This is a genomic window from Maribellus maritimus (assembly GCF_022267315.1).
Lineage (GTDB): Bacteria > Bacteroidota > Bacteroidia > Bacteroidales > Prolixibacteraceae > Draconibacterium > Draconibacterium maritimum.
The window spans coordinates 118,177-132,603 of record NZ_JAIKLE010000023.1 but is presented as its reverse complement, the minus strand read 5'-3'; the positions used below and the strand labels follow the sequence as shown (position 1 = coordinate 132,603).

The following is a 14,427-nucleotide window of genomic DNA, read 5'->3' as shown; positions in this document are numbered from 1 at the left end:
TCAAGTTCTTTTAAATCCTCTTTTATATTGAATTTGCTTTGTCTTCCCATGCTTCAAAGATAATACAGCGGCACTATATACTCAAATTGGTATTACAAAAAGGAATCGGAGGGAGTTTTTAAAGGAGATGAGTATCTATGCAGGTTCAACTGCATTTCTTGCTTCTATCCCGTGGATAAATGCTTTTGCACAGGAAAACGGGAAAAACAGAGCGCCCTCAGACAGAGTGAGGCTGGGAATGGTGGGAGTTGGTAGCCGGGGCCACGGTTTGTTGTTAAATTTGCTTGCCATTGAAAATGTGGATGTAGTTGCGGTTTGCGACAATTATCAGCCCATGTACTAAAGAGCGATTAAAACCACCAACGGAAAAGCAAAGGCTTTTTATGATTACCGGAAGATGCTTGATGAATTTAGCGATTTGGACGGAATTATTATTGCAACACCACTTCACGAGCATGTACATATTACAATTGATTTTTTGAATGCCGGGATTCATGTATTTTGTGAGAAATCGATGGCCAGAACGATTGAAGACGCCAAACAAATGGTTGATACCTCGGTACAAACCGGCAGGATTTTGCAGATAGGTCAGCAGCGGCTTTTTAACCCGGTTTACCTCGATGCCCTGGAACGGATTCGCCAGGGAGAAATAGGTCAGCTTACACAGGTTCGGGCGTTCTGGCATAGAAATAACGACTGGCGAAGACCAATTCCCGGACCTGAGCTGGAACGAAAAATAAACTGGAGAATGTACCGCGAATATTCCGGAGGGTTGATGACTGAGCTGGCTACATACCAAATTCAGGTGGCCAACTGGTTTATCGATCAGGTTCCAACGCAGGTTGTGGGAAGCGGGAGCATTTGTTTTTGGAAAGATGGCCGTGAAGTATACGATCAGGTTGCACTGGTATATGATAACCCCAATGGAGTAAAATGTATATACGATTCAATGATAGCCAACAAACATTATGGTTTGGAAGAACAAATTATGGGAAACCTGGGGACCATCGAACCGGAAGCTAACCGGATTTATTCTGAAAATCCGCCCCCTGCACCCGGAATTCGTCAGCTGGTTTACAACATCGAATCGGGTATTTTTGATGTTATCCCTATTGGCGGCGCTACCTGGCTTCCTGAAGTTGCCGGTACCGACCCGGGTAAAATGATAAAATCGTACGACAATAACGACACTTATTTACAGCTCGTGGGATTTACCAAAGCAATTAAAACAGGAAAACATTATCCCAATCTTTTAAGGGAAGGTTTTCATGCCACAGTGGCTGCGCTTCTTGGCTTGCAGGCCATGGATACAAACGCTGTAGTTAGCTGGCCGGCAGAATACGTGATGAAGAAGGAATAAACGGCTCAGATAATTTGTAAATAATTGACGATGAAAAATATAACTATTACAGCAGCAAGGTTGAAGAAAGAAGCAATTATTCTTCTGGTTTGTTTTTTTGCAGCAGTAGGATTAAATATTTACGCTATTTCAAAATATAAAACCGATTGGAGCGAACTAATAAGTCAGCTTCCCATTGTACTTGGAATAACTTTTCTTATTTACTTTTTGGTATTATTGTTTCGTTTGGTATTTTTAGGCATTACCAAACTAATTCAAAGAAACTAAAATGAAAGTGACTTATGGACTGCTCTTTCTCTTAATAATCGGACATCCGGGATTCTCACAGGTTAAAATGAAAAAGGCCGAAGGGGGTTTTTTGTTTACTGAAAATCAAAAAGAAGTGCTCTTTTTTCAAACAGAACCCAAAAATAAAGAAGGACAGTATGAACGTTGTAATTACATCCATCCGCTTTGGGGAATAAAAGGGAATATACTAACCGAAGATTTTCCGGCAGATCATTTACATCAGCGTGGAGTGTTCTGGGCGTGGCATCAGATTTGGATTGGTGATAAACGTATCGGCGACGGTTGGGAACTAAAAGATTTTGAACAACAGCTTAATGAAGTGGAATATGTCTCTGACAGAGATGGCTCGGCGGTTTTTAAAACCGAAGTAGCATGGAAATCGGACAAATGGAAAAGGTTGGGAGAAAAAATTCCTTATCTGAAAGAGAATACAACGATTACAATTCATCCCGAAAAAAGTAATTACAGGAAAATTGATTTTGAAATTCACCTTTTGGCTTTGGCCGAAAATCTTTCAATTGGTGGCTCCGAAGATGAGAAAGGTTACAGTGGTTTTTCGGTGCGAATGCTCCTTCCGGAGGATGTTATTTTTTCTGGTCCCGGCGGAGAATTAAAACCGGAAGTGACTCAGGTTGAGTCAAAAGGTTATGTAAATATTTCAGGCTCAGTTGGTGCCAATCAAACAAAGGGAGGGCTTGTTATTGTTGATAATCCCGATAATCCCGGTTATCCTCAAAAATGGATTCTGCGAGATAGAAACAGCATGCAAAATGCCGCTTTTCCCGGAAACAAAACAATACCCGTTTCTACCACCGAATCGTTGGTTTTAAAGTACTCCTTAATTGTTTATTCCGGTAAGATGAATGACAGGAAAATTCAGAAAATCGTGAAGTAATGGAATCAACACCTATGTTTCATTTTTAACACCGCAAACCTATATCTCTTGATAATGAGAAGATATTTAATTAAAGCGATTTTAAATTAATATGTAAATACATTCTCATTTTGAAAAAATAGGTTATATCTTGTAATCGACTTAAATAAAAGTTTGCCCCGGTTTTAACAGATAATGTTAAAATAGAAAATCAAGAAAGGGTCAAGACCCCGGCAATCTTTCAAATTAAAATTTTATGAATTGCGCATAAATCGATATTATGGTGTGAGCAAAGTTTACATTTAAATCTTCTGTTTTGGCAACATGAAAATAAAGAACAAATAGAGTTATTACGATAATCATCTTCATTGTATTTGTAGCGATATTTTATAAATAAATCAATCGGAGGTATATCCTCCCGAAAATTTAATTATAAAAATTATGAGAAACCTAAATTTATTTTTTTTAATTGTTATTAATCTGATAATTTCCGCCTGCAATAATAATCAGACAATACAAGGTAACACGTCATTCCTTGATTTAGAAGTTCCGGTTTATGATTTTCAAAATGTTAAAATGTCGGATATAATTTCCGAATATGAAATAGTTCCCTTAAAGTTCACCAATAAGAGCATGATTAGCGAAATTTACAAAATTATTATTCATGATGAATTAATCTATATATTGGATTGTTTTGGTGCTCAGAGTGTTCTCGTCTTCGATATGAAAGGGAATTTTATTCGTTCAATAAGCCGTAAAGGAAACGGCCCGGGAGAACTGACATATCCAATGGATTTTGAAATTATTCCTGAAAAAAATAGAATTGATGTATTGGGATATAAAATGATAAAGAGTTTTTCATTACAGGGGAATTTACTAAAAGAGAGCAGCTATGATTTTAGCTCAACAGGGTTTAAAAAATTAGGTGAAACTTATTATTTTGAAGCTCCTTACAAAACAGATTGCCTGCTTTACAGAACGGACGAGAATTTTAAATTCAAAGGTTTTTCTTTGGTTCACAAAAAAAGAGATGTCTCAGGAACTATAGTTTATTCTCCTTTTTTACAAACAAATCCCAACTATATCACCTATTGGGCTTTAGCAAATGATACAATTTACAAAATAGATGAAAAAAAATCTTATCCTTTTCGGGCAATTAATTATGGTAAATATACATACGATCATGATGATTATGCATCACTTTCTGTTGAAGAAAAAGCCAGGTTAATGATGTTCAACCGTGATAACATTGAAAAGTGTCTTTTACATAAATACTTTGAAACGGATGAATACATTGAACTACACTATGTAATTAAGGGAGAAGTTTGTGTTTTTATATATAATAAAGAAAGCGGACAAATTGTACATTATGACCAAAGCCATTTAAACGATGATATTACTGGTTTGAATTTGCATGGAAAAATACCAGCATTAATAGGATGTGACAAGGAAAGATTTTATTTTATGGTTGCCCCCTATAATTATAAATCAACGGAACCATTGTTGAAATTTATGAATGGTGCTTCAAATACAAAAGAATATACACTGGAAGATGTGGAAAAACTATCGAACAACCCTATAATCGTATTTGCGAAGTATCGCTTTTAGATTAAAAATCAATGTTAGTTTTTAATTATGAAGTTACTTATAATCAATGTTTGTTTACTCTTCTTTTTCAGTTGTTCGGTTGATAAAACTGAAGAAGAAGGAGAAAAGATTGAAATTGATTTAAAAGGTGAAAATATTAAATCGTTATACGAAATACTTTCATTTGAAAGGTTTGTTTATTTGGAGACACACCCTGATGCTTTAATAAATTCAATAGACAGATTATGTGTTTCAGCCAAAGGTGAGCTAATCATTTTTGACCGATCAAGCCAAAAGATTACTCTTTTTTCTGCCGATGGGAAGTACATTAGAACTATTGGAAAAAAAGGGAATGGCCCTCAGGAGCTGAATAGTGCTTTCGATATAACATTTGACAGTTCCAAAAACTTTATCTACGTATTAACACAAAATAAAAAAATAAAGGTATACCCCCTTAGGAGACTTTGTTAAGAGTATAAAAACAGATGTTTACGGGACATCGCTGTTTGTTTACGAAAACAACTTATTGATCCATAACCTTGCCGAATGCAACAACATGAAACATTCACTGGCTGTACTGGATTTGGATGGAATTATAAAAGAAAAACACTTAATTATTCCGGAAAGGAATCCTGATTTTAATTATATAGTTAGAAATAACTTTATGAAAAAAGATTCCAAAGTAAGATTTTTTACCTCATTTAATTATACTGTATTTTCATACTCAAAAAAAGGATTTAAACCTCTGTACTATTTTGATTTTTTGTCAAACAATTCTCCTGAAAATTATATATCTACATTAAATAGTCAGCAAGACTTTAGGAATTATATAACAAATTCCAATTATGTTCATTCTATAATTACTTTTTTGGAATTAGGTGATTGGGTTTATATAAAATTTGTACTAAAGCAAAAAACTTATTCCGTTTACTATAACACTAATACAAGGGAGATAAGAAAATATATACATAATAATTTACATGATTTATTTGTACAGATAACACCACAAAATGTCCAACAAAAGGAATTTATAAACGTTTTCTATCCGCATTATAAATTATCAGGAGGAATAAATTATGAATTTAGGTTGAAATATTCGAAAGGAAAAATTGACAGTTCTTTAATCAGTGAATTTAAAAAGTTACTTGCAATGAAGGTTAATGAGAATCCGGTTATAATATTTACTAAACCAAAACATTGATTCGAAGCACCTAAGCTTCTTATTTAAAAGATATAAAACATACTGCAAATTGTCTTTCTCACTTTTAAATTCGTACAAGAATATTATATGGAGGTTTTTCTTTTATCTTTATGGAAACATAAACTAAACCTGGTTTTTCATAAAGCAAATTATCCAATGAAAAGATTAAGTGTTTTTCTTATTTTGTTTTTGATGATAACGTATTTTTCTTTGGCTCAGAAACGGCCCAATATTCTTTTTGCCATTGCCGACGATCAGTCGTTTTCGCATACCGGATTTGCCGGATGCAATTTTGTTAAAACACCGGCTTTTGACAGAGTGGCTGCCGAAGGGATTTATTTTACAAACTGTTATGCCGGTTCACCCGGTTGTGCTCCTTCGCGGAGTACAATTGTAACCGGACGGTATCACTGGCAAAATGAACAATCGGGTCAGCATGCTTCTTCATGGTTAAAAAAATATGTTCCTTTTGTTGATATGCTGGATAAAAACGGCTATTACACAGGCCGGACAGGCAAGGGAGTTGGCCCTTTTCAATATGCGCGTAATGAAGGCGATTCGCTCTGGAGAAAAGAAGATGCAGCGGGAGTTGCCCGTTCAAATATCCGCTATACGAAAGAAAATGATGAACGAACGGCGGGAGGAATTCATACAACAAATTATTTTGAGAACTTTAAATATTTTATGGAACATCAGCCTGAAAATGAACCTTTCTTTTTTTGGTACGGATGTTATGAGCCTCACAGGGCGTATGAAGAGGATTCCTGGAAAAGAACAAATAAAAAGATAAAAGACGCAAAAGTGCCTCTGTTTCTGCCGGATGACAAAATTATACGAGGAGATTTGCTTGATTATGCAGTTGAAATTGAGTGGTTTGATTTGCATTTGCAACGTATGCTGGATTATCTGGAAGAAATCGGAGAACTTGAAAATACGATTGTAATTGTTACTGCCGACAATGGAATGCCTTTCCCCCGCGCAAAAGCAAATGGTTTTGAGTATGGAGTTCATGTGCCACTGGCTGTTCGGTATCCAAAAGAATTTCCTTCCGGAAAAGTTGTTGACAGCCCGGTTTCATTTGTTGATTTTGCACCTACAATTCTGGAGCTGACAGAAAGCTCTGCACAGGGAATGAAACCGATTTTTGGAAAAAGTATGAAACCTATTCTTGAAAACCCGGACAATCCGGATGCTGCAAGAGCGTATGTTTTTGCAGGAAGGGAGCGTCATTCATCGTCGCGTTATAAAAATTGGGGCTACCCGCAACGGGTCATCAGAAGTAAAGATTTTCTTTTAATCTGGAATATGAAACCGGAACGGTGGCCGGCAGGAGCACCTCAACGAATAAATCCTGAAAATCCGGATGAACTTCTTCCTATGTATGGTATCGATGAGAATGGAGTTCATCATTCCGACTGGGCATATACTGACATCGATGCTTGCCCAACCAAATCGTTTATTGTTGAAAATCGCAATGACAAAAATATTTACAAATATTTTGAATGGTCGGTGGGGAAGAGGCCGGAATTTGAACTTTATGATATCAAAAAAGATCCGGAATGTCTGGATAACCTTGCGGGGGATCAAAAATATCAGGCGCTTGAAAAACAACTAAAAAGTGCCCTGCTTAATAAATTGAAGGAAACGGGTGATCCACGCGTAACAGGTCCAAATCCGGAAGTATTTGACTCTTATTTACGTTACAGTCCAATGCGGCAATTTCCCGAACCGGAACAATAAAAAGAGGTTGTTTAAAAAGTTATTTCATAATGGGATTAACTTACATTCGTAAGTAACCGCTTTGTTTCTTACTCCTAAATCCCCTGTAGGGGACTTTAAGCCTCCCTCTTTAGGAGAGGTTTGAAGGGCTAAAACGAAAGCCGGTTATAAAATGAAAGTTTCATTTCAATTTATTTTACTTTTTGGACAACCTTTTAAAATTAGTTCATCGTTTCGTTAATCTTCGGAGTAAAAAACAGAATTGAAAAATGCCTTCATTTCTGCACAGTAATATACCCCGTATTTTTTGAAAGTATCTTTTGTCCTTTCATCCGGTTTCCAGTCAAAAAATGCATGACCGGCACCGCCTGCCTGTACATACTGCACTCGTTGCCCCGCTTGAACTAATGCATCAACATAAACTTTAACAGCTTCGTCTTTTATTAACATGTCTTTGGTACCACGGCTTAAATAGTGTGGAATTTCCCTTTCAGAAGCATTTGGAATATTAATGAGAGGGGCAATTCCTTCTTTCCAGGTTTCATCCGCTTTGGGATCTCCTGAATAATGGTTTAAAAGGTCGCTACCAAAAACACCGTAGCTCGGAGCTGCAGCCTGAATGGCTTTCATCATTTCATTTCTTACTTGTTCAGGAGTTTTGTTTTTGGGAAGGTAGGAAGGCATAAATTCAAATACGCCCGGTGTTTTCCCAAATCCACCGTCTCCGATTTTGTTTGGCATTGTACCGGCCACAGCTGAAAGATGCCCGCCTGCACTGTCGCCGGTTACCGCTATTCTGGTCGGATCACCGCCATATTCTTTGGCATGTTCCATAATGTGGGTAATGGCACCAAAAACATCTTCAATAATGTCAGCCATTGTATTTCCTTCGTCGTCACCATCCAGCTTGCCCTGCCAGCGGTAATCAATACTGAATACTACATATTGTCCTCCTTTTGTTAGTTCACGGGCCATTCCACGCATAATATCTTCATTGTTTGACGCCCAACCGCCACCATGGATTATTACGATACAGGGAAGGTTTTTGGCTTCTTTGGGCGAGTAAACATCATATTTTAATGTTTTAACACCCGGTTTTGCATATACTACATTTTGAATGACATTTATGTGATTTACTTCAGATGCCTTTATAAAAGAAGCTCCAACATGTTTATCCTGATTGATAAGCACTTCAAAAGGCGATGCCATAGTTTCGTGATACATCGCTCCCCACATGCCTTTTACAGAATAGTAACCGGCATCCAGAACATAGCCTTCATCCGGTGTTGCCCTGATTTTAAGAATAGTTCCTTCCGGTAGTTTCCCGTCAGAAGGAATTTTAGGCTCAATTTCGATACTTCCGTTTTTTGTTTCATCAACAACTATCTGGTAAGTCTTTTGTGCATTAATAACTGCTGAACCAATCATAATAATAAGAAAGCTTAGGAAAACAGGTTTTAGATTCATTTTTTATTGTTTTAGTTTACTGTAACAATAATTCAAAAGTAACATTTGATCTTGTAAAGCAGAGACATGCAGGGAATAAACATATAACCCATTTTGAAACTTTTTTTTAACTACCCGGTACAATAGAAATGTAACACGATTCTTTTGAGCTGTTAAGTCAGTATTTATCAGTGATTCTTTATGTATTTAAAACCTTTTGAAATGCCAGCAAAAAAACTAAAAGCTTTTCTTGATGAGAACGACATAAAATATGTGGTAATAAAACATTCAAGTGCTTTTACTGCACAGGAGATTGCTGCGTCGACACATGTTTCAGGAAAAGAATTTGCTAAAACGGTGATGATTAAAATTGAAGGAAAAATGGCAATGGCGGTTTTACCTGCTTCCTTTCAGGTAGATTTTAATCTTTTACAGGAGATTTTTGGAACCCGAAAGGTTTCACTGGCGAGTGAAGCTGAGTTTAAATATTTTTTCCCTGACTGTGAATTGGGAGCTATGCCACCGTTTGGAAATTTGTATGATTTGGAAGTATATGTTTCGGAAACACTGGCTGAGGACAAAATGATCGCATTTAATGCAGGTATACATACCGAAATGATAAAATTGGAGTATAAAGATTTTGAGCGACTGGTTCAGCCAAGAGTATTTAAATTTTCATGGAAAACGGTTTCCATTCCCGGAGATCCCAGTGAGAGATGGGAACTTGACTATTAGCTGTTTCTTTGGTTTTAACTATAGTTGTAAAACTTTAGCCCCTCTTATTTTTCGATTTTTTATATCCATAATTGCTTTGTTTGCCTGCTCAAACGGATAAATCTCTACGTGAGGTTTGAAAGGCATTTCAGCGGCGATTTTGATAAACTCCTTTACATCGTAGCTGGTCACGTTGGCTACACTTTTTATCTCTTTTTCCATCCACAAGTGACGCTGATAGTCCAGTTTTGATAAAAAATCCTGGTCTGTCGATTCTTTTCTGATGGCGTTAATAACCAACCTTCCACCTGGTTTTAGAAACTCCAAAGCAGAAATTGCTGTTTTCCAAACAGGTGTTGTATCAATAATACTATTCAATAATTCAGGAGGTCTCTCTGTTGAGTTACCCGCCCATTTAGCACCAAGTTCAAGAGCAAATTCTCTTTCCTTTGAGTTCCGGGCAAAAACATAAACCGCTGTTTTAGGATAACGGTATTTTAAAAGTTTTAATACAAGGTGAGCAGATGCCCCAAAACCTGTTAATCCGATTGGTCCGCCGTTTTTTAAGTTGCACAAGGCAACCGAGCGATAACCGATTGCCCCGGCGCAAAGCAGGGGAGCGGCTTCAGCATCAGAAAAAATCTCAGGAATCGGATAGACATATTTTTCAGGCACAACCATATATTCAGCATATCCTCCGTTTGTATCCCGTCCTGTGGCCTGAAAATCGGGACACAAATTTTCTTGCCCCGACAGGCAGTATTCACACGTTCCACAAGCTGAGAAAATCCATGCTACTCCAACCCGATCTCCAACATTGAAAGTTGTTTTTTTGCTTTCTGATTCTTCAACGGTTCCGATGACCTGATGCCCCGGAATTACCGGATATTTTGGCGGAGGAGTGCGGCCTTCAATTTCATCAATCTCGGTGTGGCAAACGCCGCAAGTCCGAATACGGATTAATAATTCTCCGGTTTTTACTACCGGTTTGGGAAGCTCTTCAAGTTGTAACGGTTTATCTTCTTTGGTCAGGTCCGAAATTTTGTTAATTACCCAGGCTTTCATAGGAGTAAAATTAGGGGATGTTTTCAGAAAAAACAAAAAGGTGGGGCTGTAAAAGAAAAAACCCTCAAAGCACAAATGCCCCGAAGGTTTTTAGAATATATCAAAGTACGTCTTTTTACATCAAAAAGCTCAGCAAAATACCTGCACCTACAGCCGAACCGATCACACCGGAAACGTTTGGAGCCATGGCATGCATAAGCAAGTGATTGGTTGGGTCTTCTTTTAATCCCATCGTTTGTACAACCCTTGCACTGTCGGGGACAGCAGAAACACCGGCTGCACCAATCATTGGATTTATTTTGTTTTCCTTTTTCATAAAAAGATTCATAATTTTTGCGCCTGCAACACCCCCTGCTGTAGCAACAACAAATGAGGCTGCTCCCAGTGCAAAAATCTTAATAGATGAAGGAGTAAGGAAAACATCAGCTTGTGTTGAAGCACCAACTGTAATCCCTAGTAAAATGGTGATAATATCAATTAAGGTATTGCTTGCAGTGTTGGCCAATCGTTTGGTTACCCCCGATTCTTTTAGCAAATTACCAAAGAAAAGCATTCCGAGCAACGGAAGTGCAGACGGAGCGATGTACGCAGTTAAAATCAATCCAACAATTGGAAAGAGAATTTTTTCCAGCTTTGAAACCGCACGCGGAGGCTTCATTTTTATTTTTCTCTCCCGTTTGCTTGTCATTAAACGAATAACAGGAGGCTGAATAACAGGGACCAGAGCCATATAGGAATATGCGGCAATCGCAATTGGTCCGATAAGGTTTTTCACCGTAGTGCCGTCGGCCAGAACATTAAGTCCGTTGGCCAGTTTCGAAGAAATAAAAATAGCTGTTGGCCCGTCGGCACCTCCAATAATTCCGATAGCACCTGCTTCCGGTGGCGCAAAGCCCAAATAGAGCGCTCCCAAAAAGGTAAGAAAAATACCGATTTGTGCCGCTGCGCCAAGTAACATTAGTTTTGGATTGGAAATCAGTGACGAAAAGTCTGTCATGGCACCAATACCCAGGAAAATAAGTGGCGGGTACCAACCCTGCACAACTCCCTGGTAGAGGATGTTAAGTACTGATCCCGGTTCATATATACCCAGTTTCAGGTTAAAATCAGTAACCTGAAACATTGGAATATTACCAATCAAAATTCCAAAACCAATCGGTATCAGAAGCAAAGGTTCAAAATCATATCGAATGGCCAGGAAGATAAAAACGAATCCAACGAGCATCATTACCAGGTGACGCCAGGAAACGTTTGCAAATCCTGAGAATTCATAAAAATTAAATAAACCGGAAACAGCTCCGCTGTAATTTTTGTACACTAAACCATCACCAGTCAGGTGTCCGTTGTTATCAAGAGATAAAACACGGTCGGGTAAAGTAACAATTTCATCTTTGGTAACATATCCGCCCTGGTTGTTGGGGTCGGTATTTTTATGAAGATGGGTAACTTTTACCGGGTTAAAGCTTAGATGCACTTTTCCGTCTTCAAAGCTGTAGCGACCAGTGTAACGAACTTTCGCCGAGTCAAGAATAAACGTTTTGTCTTCTTCAAAACCATAGGTTTTAAATCGTCTTTTTGTTGTTACATTTTCGTCGTCACCGTCTTCAATGTGGTAAGTTGGATTTGGAACATAACCATCACTGTAGTTTACCCATTTTCCTTTCGTAAGAACATTACTGATATCTTTAGATTGTTCACCGCCAAAAACAGCAGGCGAACAAAGAAATAAAAGTAGGAGTAATTGAAGTATTTTTTTCATGTTAAAGCAATCGTAAGGTTATCCAATCTCAATTAAAACATCATCCTGCAACACGGTATCACCCACGTTTACTTTAATAGAAAGAATTTCTCCACCTTTATCCGTCTGTACCTGGTTTTCCATTTTCATGGCTTCCATAATCATCAGGGTTTGTCCTTCTGTTACAACATCGCCTACTGATACATTAATTTTTAATATAGTACCTGGCAGTGGTGCTCCAATGGTATGTTTTCCTGTTGTTTCTTTCTTTTTAATTTGTCCTTCGCCCGGAAGTTGCTCAACCGGTTTACGGATTAATTTAGGTGTTTTTGAAGTTCTGACTTCTCCTTTGATTTTTACCTCGTAAATGGTACCGTTTACATCCACCTCGGCAATATCTTCTTCAATATCCCTTATGTGAACATCGTAATCGTTACCTCTGATTATGAATTTATATTTTTTCATGTTGTTTATTGTTTTGGCCAATTTTGTGTTACACTGTAAATTTTTGAACTCCAGGGAGAATATGCTTTTCTAACTCTTTTTATGGTTACAATGTTACTCTCTTCATCATGCATTTCGTCGAAATACAAATGAAGCGCCATGCTGATTGCTGCAGTAACATTTCCTTCCACAATATAATCGTCTTCTTTCTCCTCTTTATGAGCTTCTTCTTCTCCTTTTTTGCGAAACATCTTTTTCAGATTAATATTCACAATTTTAGGCAGGCGAAGAAACACGACCACCAAAAGTGTCAGTGCAAAAAATACAATTGAAAATCCAACTATCGTAACTGTGTAACCGAATTCTACCGAACTAGCCAATAGTGTAAATAAAAGATTCATGGTTTTTCAGTTTTAAAGTGGAATATTTGAATGCTTTTTCGGTGGATTTATCAGTTTTTTTGTTGCCAAACTTTGTAATCCGCGAATAATTCTGAAACGTGTATTTCTTGGCTCAATCACATCGTCGATATAACCAAAAGAAGCAGCCTGATAAGGGTTGGCAAATTTTTCTGTATATTCCTCTTCGTGTTTTGCAATAAATTTTGCTCTTTCTTCCGGGTCTTCAATGTCTTTTAATTTTCTACCGTGTAATACTTCAACGGCACCGGAAGCTCCCATCACTGCAATTTCGGCTGTTGGCCATGCATAATTCAGGTCGCCACGTAATTGTTTACACGACATTACATCGTGTGCCCCACCATACGATTTACGCAAGGTTACCGTTATTTTCGGAACCGTAGCTTCACCGTAGGCAAACATTAGTTTTGCACCGTGTGTAATAATACCGCCATATTCCTGTTTACTTCCCGGCAAAAATCCCGGAACATCAACCAGCGTAATAATCGGGATATTAAAACTATCGCAGAAACGAACAAAACGGGCTGCTTTTCTTGATGCTTCAATATCGAGTACTCCTGCAAGGTAATTCGGCTGGTTGGCAACAATACCTACCGGCTGACCGTCAAATTTTGCAAATCCGACAACGATATTTCGTGCATAATTTCTGTGAATTTCCAGAAACTCGGAATAATCAACAATGGTATGAATAACATCTGTTACATCATATGGCTGATTGGGATTTTCCGGAATAATTTCGTTTAATAAGTCGTCCAACCGATCAATAGGATCGTTGCACTCCGTAACTACAGGATCTTCCAAATTATTCTGAGGAAGATAACTTATCAGTTTCCGAAGGATCATCAGTCCCTCTTTTTCATTTTCAACCAAAAACTGGGCGACGCCTGATTTTGACGCGTGGATTTTTCCACCTCCCAAATCTTCAACGCTGATATTTTCACCGGTAACGGTTTTTACAACTTTAGGACCGGTAACAAACATGTAGGAATTTTGCTCGGTCATCATTATAAAGTCGGTAAGGGCGGGGGAGTATACAGCACCGCCTGCACAGGGGCCAAAAATGGCAGAGATTTGCGGAATAACTCCTGAGGCCAGGATATTACGCTCAAAGATTTCGGCATAGCCGGCCAGCGATGTAACACCTTCCTGAATACGCGCACCACCTGAGTCATTAATACCAATTACTGGCGCTCCGGCTTTCATTGCCATGTCCATCACTTTGCAAATTTTTTGCGCAAAGGTTTCAGAAAGAGAACCTCCGAACACGGTAAAATCCTGCGAGAAAACATAAACCACTCTTCCGTCGATGGTTCCGTGTCCGGTTACTACACCGTCTCCTAAAAATTTTGTTTTTTCCAAACCAAAGTTTGTACAACGATGTGTAACAAACATGTCAAACTCCTCAAAACTTCCTTCATCAAGCAACAACTCAATCCTTTCACGGGCGGTAAATTTACCTTTTCTGTGTTGCGATTCAATACGATTGATTCCTCCACCAAGCTTAGCCTCAGCACGTAAATCAATTAATTTTTTTATTTTATCCTGGGTACTCATATATAAAATCGGTTGTTA

General features: G+C 38.0%; 15 protein-coding genes. 9 read left to right on the top strand and 6 right to left on the bottom strand.

All coding sequences use genetic code 11. From position 1 onward, the window contains the following. Nucleotides 1-127 precede the first annotated feature (127 nt). From K5G00_RS19340 to K5G00_RS19310, 8 genes are all read left to right on the top strand, one after another. On the top strand, nt 128-343 hold the full coding sequence (locus K5G00_RS19340; RefSeq protein WP_238767851.1) for a hypothetical protein: 216 nt from the start codon (nt 128-130) through the stop codon (nt 341-343). A gap of 6 nt (nt 344-349) precedes the next feature. After that, nucleotides 350-1,360, top strand: coding sequence for a Gfo/Idh/MocA family protein (locus K5G00_RS19335; RefSeq protein WP_317235558.1), 1,011 nt, complete (start codon nt 350-352; stop codon nt 1,358-1,360). 30 nt (nt 1,361-1,390) lie between these two features. Beyond that, nucleotides 1,391-1,627, top strand: a complete 237-nt coding sequence (locus tag K5G00_RS19330) for a hypothetical protein (protein WP_238767847.1) — start codon at nt 1,391-1,393, stop codon at nt 1,625-1,627. 1 nt (nt 1,628) lies between these two features. After that, nucleotides 1,629-2,543 carry a DUF6807 domain-containing protein gene (locus tag K5G00_RS19325; protein WP_238767846.1) on the top strand — a complete coding sequence of 305 codons (915 nt, stop codon included), beginning with the start codon at nt 1,629-1,631 and terminating at the stop codon, nt 2,541-2,543. Nucleotides 2,544-2,963: 420 nt separating this feature from the next. Beyond that, nucleotides 2,964-4,130 (top strand): 6-bladed beta-propeller, encoded by a 1,167-nt coding sequence (locus tag K5G00_RS19320; RefSeq protein WP_262921394.1) that lies wholly within the window; start codon nt 2,964-2,966, stop codon nt 4,128-4,130. Nucleotides 4,131-4,157: 27 nt separating this feature from the next. Beyond that, a complete protein-coding gene (locus K5G00_RS29815) occupies nt 4,158-4,580 on the top strand; it encodes a 6-bladed beta-propeller (RefSeq protein WP_262921393.1) in 423 nt (140 codons plus the stop codon). A 4-nt stretch (nt 4,581-4,584) separates the two neighbouring features. Next, nucleotides 4,585-5,310 carry a 6-bladed beta-propeller gene (locus K5G00_RS29810; RefSeq protein ID WP_317235557.1) on the top strand — a complete coding sequence of 242 codons (726 nt, stop codon included), beginning with the start codon at nt 4,585-4,587 and terminating at the stop codon, nt 5,308-5,310. A 156-nt stretch (nt 5,311-5,466) separates the two neighbouring features. Continuing rightward, nucleotides 5,467-7,050: a sulfatase family protein gene (locus K5G00_RS19310; protein ID WP_238767843.1), complete on the top strand. Its 1,584-nt coding sequence runs from the start codon at nt 5,467-5,469 to the stop codon at nt 7,048-7,050. 216 nt (nt 7,051-7,266) lie between these two features. Here K5G00_RS19310 and K5G00_RS19305 read toward each other — a convergent pair whose 3' ends face one another. Continuing rightward, on the bottom strand, nt 7,267-8,496 hold the full coding sequence (locus K5G00_RS19305; protein ID WP_238767842.1) for an alpha/beta hydrolase: 1,230 nt from the start codon (nt 8,494-8,496) through the stop codon (nt 7,267-7,269). Between the two features lie 201 nt (nt 8,497-8,697). On the opposite strand from K5G00_RS19305, the gene K5G00_RS19300 reads away from it, so the two are divergent. After that, entirely contained in the window at nt 8,698-9,210 is a 513-nt protein-coding gene (locus K5G00_RS19300; protein ID WP_238767840.1) for an aminoacyl-tRNA deacylase, read from the top strand. An 18-nt stretch (nt 9,211-9,228) separates the two neighbouring features. Here the strand turns inward: K5G00_RS19300 and K5G00_RS19295 are convergent, their stop codons facing one another. The 5 genes from K5G00_RS19295 to K5G00_RS19275 form a co-directional block, all read right to left on the bottom strand. Continuing rightward, complete coding sequence (locus tag K5G00_RS19295) at nt 9,229-10,254, bottom strand: zinc-dependent alcohol dehydrogenase family protein (RefSeq protein ID WP_238767838.1); 1,026 nt, start codon at nt 10,252-10,254, stop codon at nt 9,229-9,231. 115 nt (nt 10,255-10,369) lie between these two features. Further along, entirely contained in the window at nt 10,370-12,013 is a 1,644-nt protein-coding gene (locus tag K5G00_RS19290) for a sodium ion-translocating decarboxylase subunit beta (RefSeq protein ID WP_238767836.1), read from the bottom strand. An 18-nt stretch (nt 12,014-12,031) separates the two neighbouring features. Continuing rightward, complete coding sequence (locus K5G00_RS19285; protein ID WP_238767834.1) at nt 12,032-12,457, bottom strand: biotin/lipoyl-containing protein; 426 nt, start codon at nt 12,455-12,457, stop codon at nt 12,032-12,034. A gap of 5 nt (nt 12,458-12,462) precedes the next feature. Further along, the gene (locus tag K5G00_RS19280; protein ID WP_238767833.1) at nt 12,463-12,837 is read right to left on the bottom strand and encodes an OadG family protein; all 375 of its coding nucleotides are present in this window, start codon (nt 12,835-12,837) and stop codon (nt 12,463-12,465) included. Between the two features lie 12 nt (nt 12,838-12,849). Then, nucleotides 12,850-14,409 (bottom strand): acyl-CoA carboxylase subunit beta, encoded by a 1,560-nt coding sequence (locus K5G00_RS19275; protein WP_158871235.1) that lies wholly within the window; start codon nt 14,407-14,409, stop codon nt 12,850-12,852. Nucleotides 14,410-14,427: the final 18 nt, after the last annotated feature.

What these genes read in the sequence shown, in the direction of transcription:
- K5G00_RS19305 (WP_238767842.1), bottom strand. Translation starts at nt 8,496, where the DNA reads ATGAATCTAAAACCTGTTTTCCTAAGCTTTCTTATTATTATGATTGGT.
- K5G00_RS19310 (WP_238767843.1), top strand. Translation starts at nt 5,467, where the DNA reads ATGAAAAGATTAAGTGTTTTTCTTATTTTGTTTTTGATGATAACGTAT.
- K5G00_RS19280 (WP_238767833.1), bottom strand. Translation starts at nt 12,837, where the DNA reads ATGAATCTTTTATTTACACTATTGGCTAGTTCGGTAGAATTCGGTTAC.
- K5G00_RS19285 (WP_238767834.1), bottom strand. Translation starts at nt 12,457, where the DNA reads ATGAAAAAATATAAATTCATAATCAGAGGTAACGATTACGATGTTCAC.
- K5G00_RS29815 (WP_262921393.1), top strand. Translation starts at nt 4,158, where the DNA reads ATGAAGTTACTTATAATCAATGTTTGTTTACTCTTCTTTTTCAGTTGT.
- K5G00_RS19340 (WP_238767851.1), top strand. Translation starts at nt 128, where the DNA reads ATGAGTATCTATGCAGGTTCAACTGCATTTCTTGCTTCTATCCCGTGG.
- K5G00_RS19275 (WP_158871235.1), bottom strand. Translation starts at nt 14,409, where the DNA reads ATGAGTACCCAGGATAAAATAAAAAAATTAATTGATTTACGTGCTGAG.
- K5G00_RS19325 (WP_238767846.1), top strand. Translation starts at nt 1,629, where the DNA reads ATGAAAGTGACTTATGGACTGCTCTTTCTCTTAATAATCGGACATCCG.
- K5G00_RS19330 (WP_238767847.1), top strand. Translation starts at nt 1,391, where the DNA reads ATGAAAAATATAACTATTACAGCAGCAAGGTTGAAGAAAGAAGCAATT.
- K5G00_RS19290 (WP_238767836.1), bottom strand. Translation starts at nt 12,013, where the DNA reads ATGAAAAAAATACTTCAATTACTCCTACTTTTATTTCTTTGTTCGCCT.
- K5G00_RS19320 (WP_262921394.1), top strand. Translation starts at nt 2,964, where the DNA reads ATGAGAAACCTAAATTTATTTTTTTTAATTGTTATTAATCTGATAATT.
- K5G00_RS19295 (WP_238767838.1), bottom strand. Translation starts at nt 10,254, where the DNA reads ATGAAAGCCTGGGTAATTAACAAAATTTCGGACCTGACCAAAGAAGAT.
- K5G00_RS19300 (WP_238767840.1), top strand. Translation starts at nt 8,698, where the DNA reads ATGCCAGCAAAAAAACTAAAAGCTTTTCTTGATGAGAACGACATAAAA.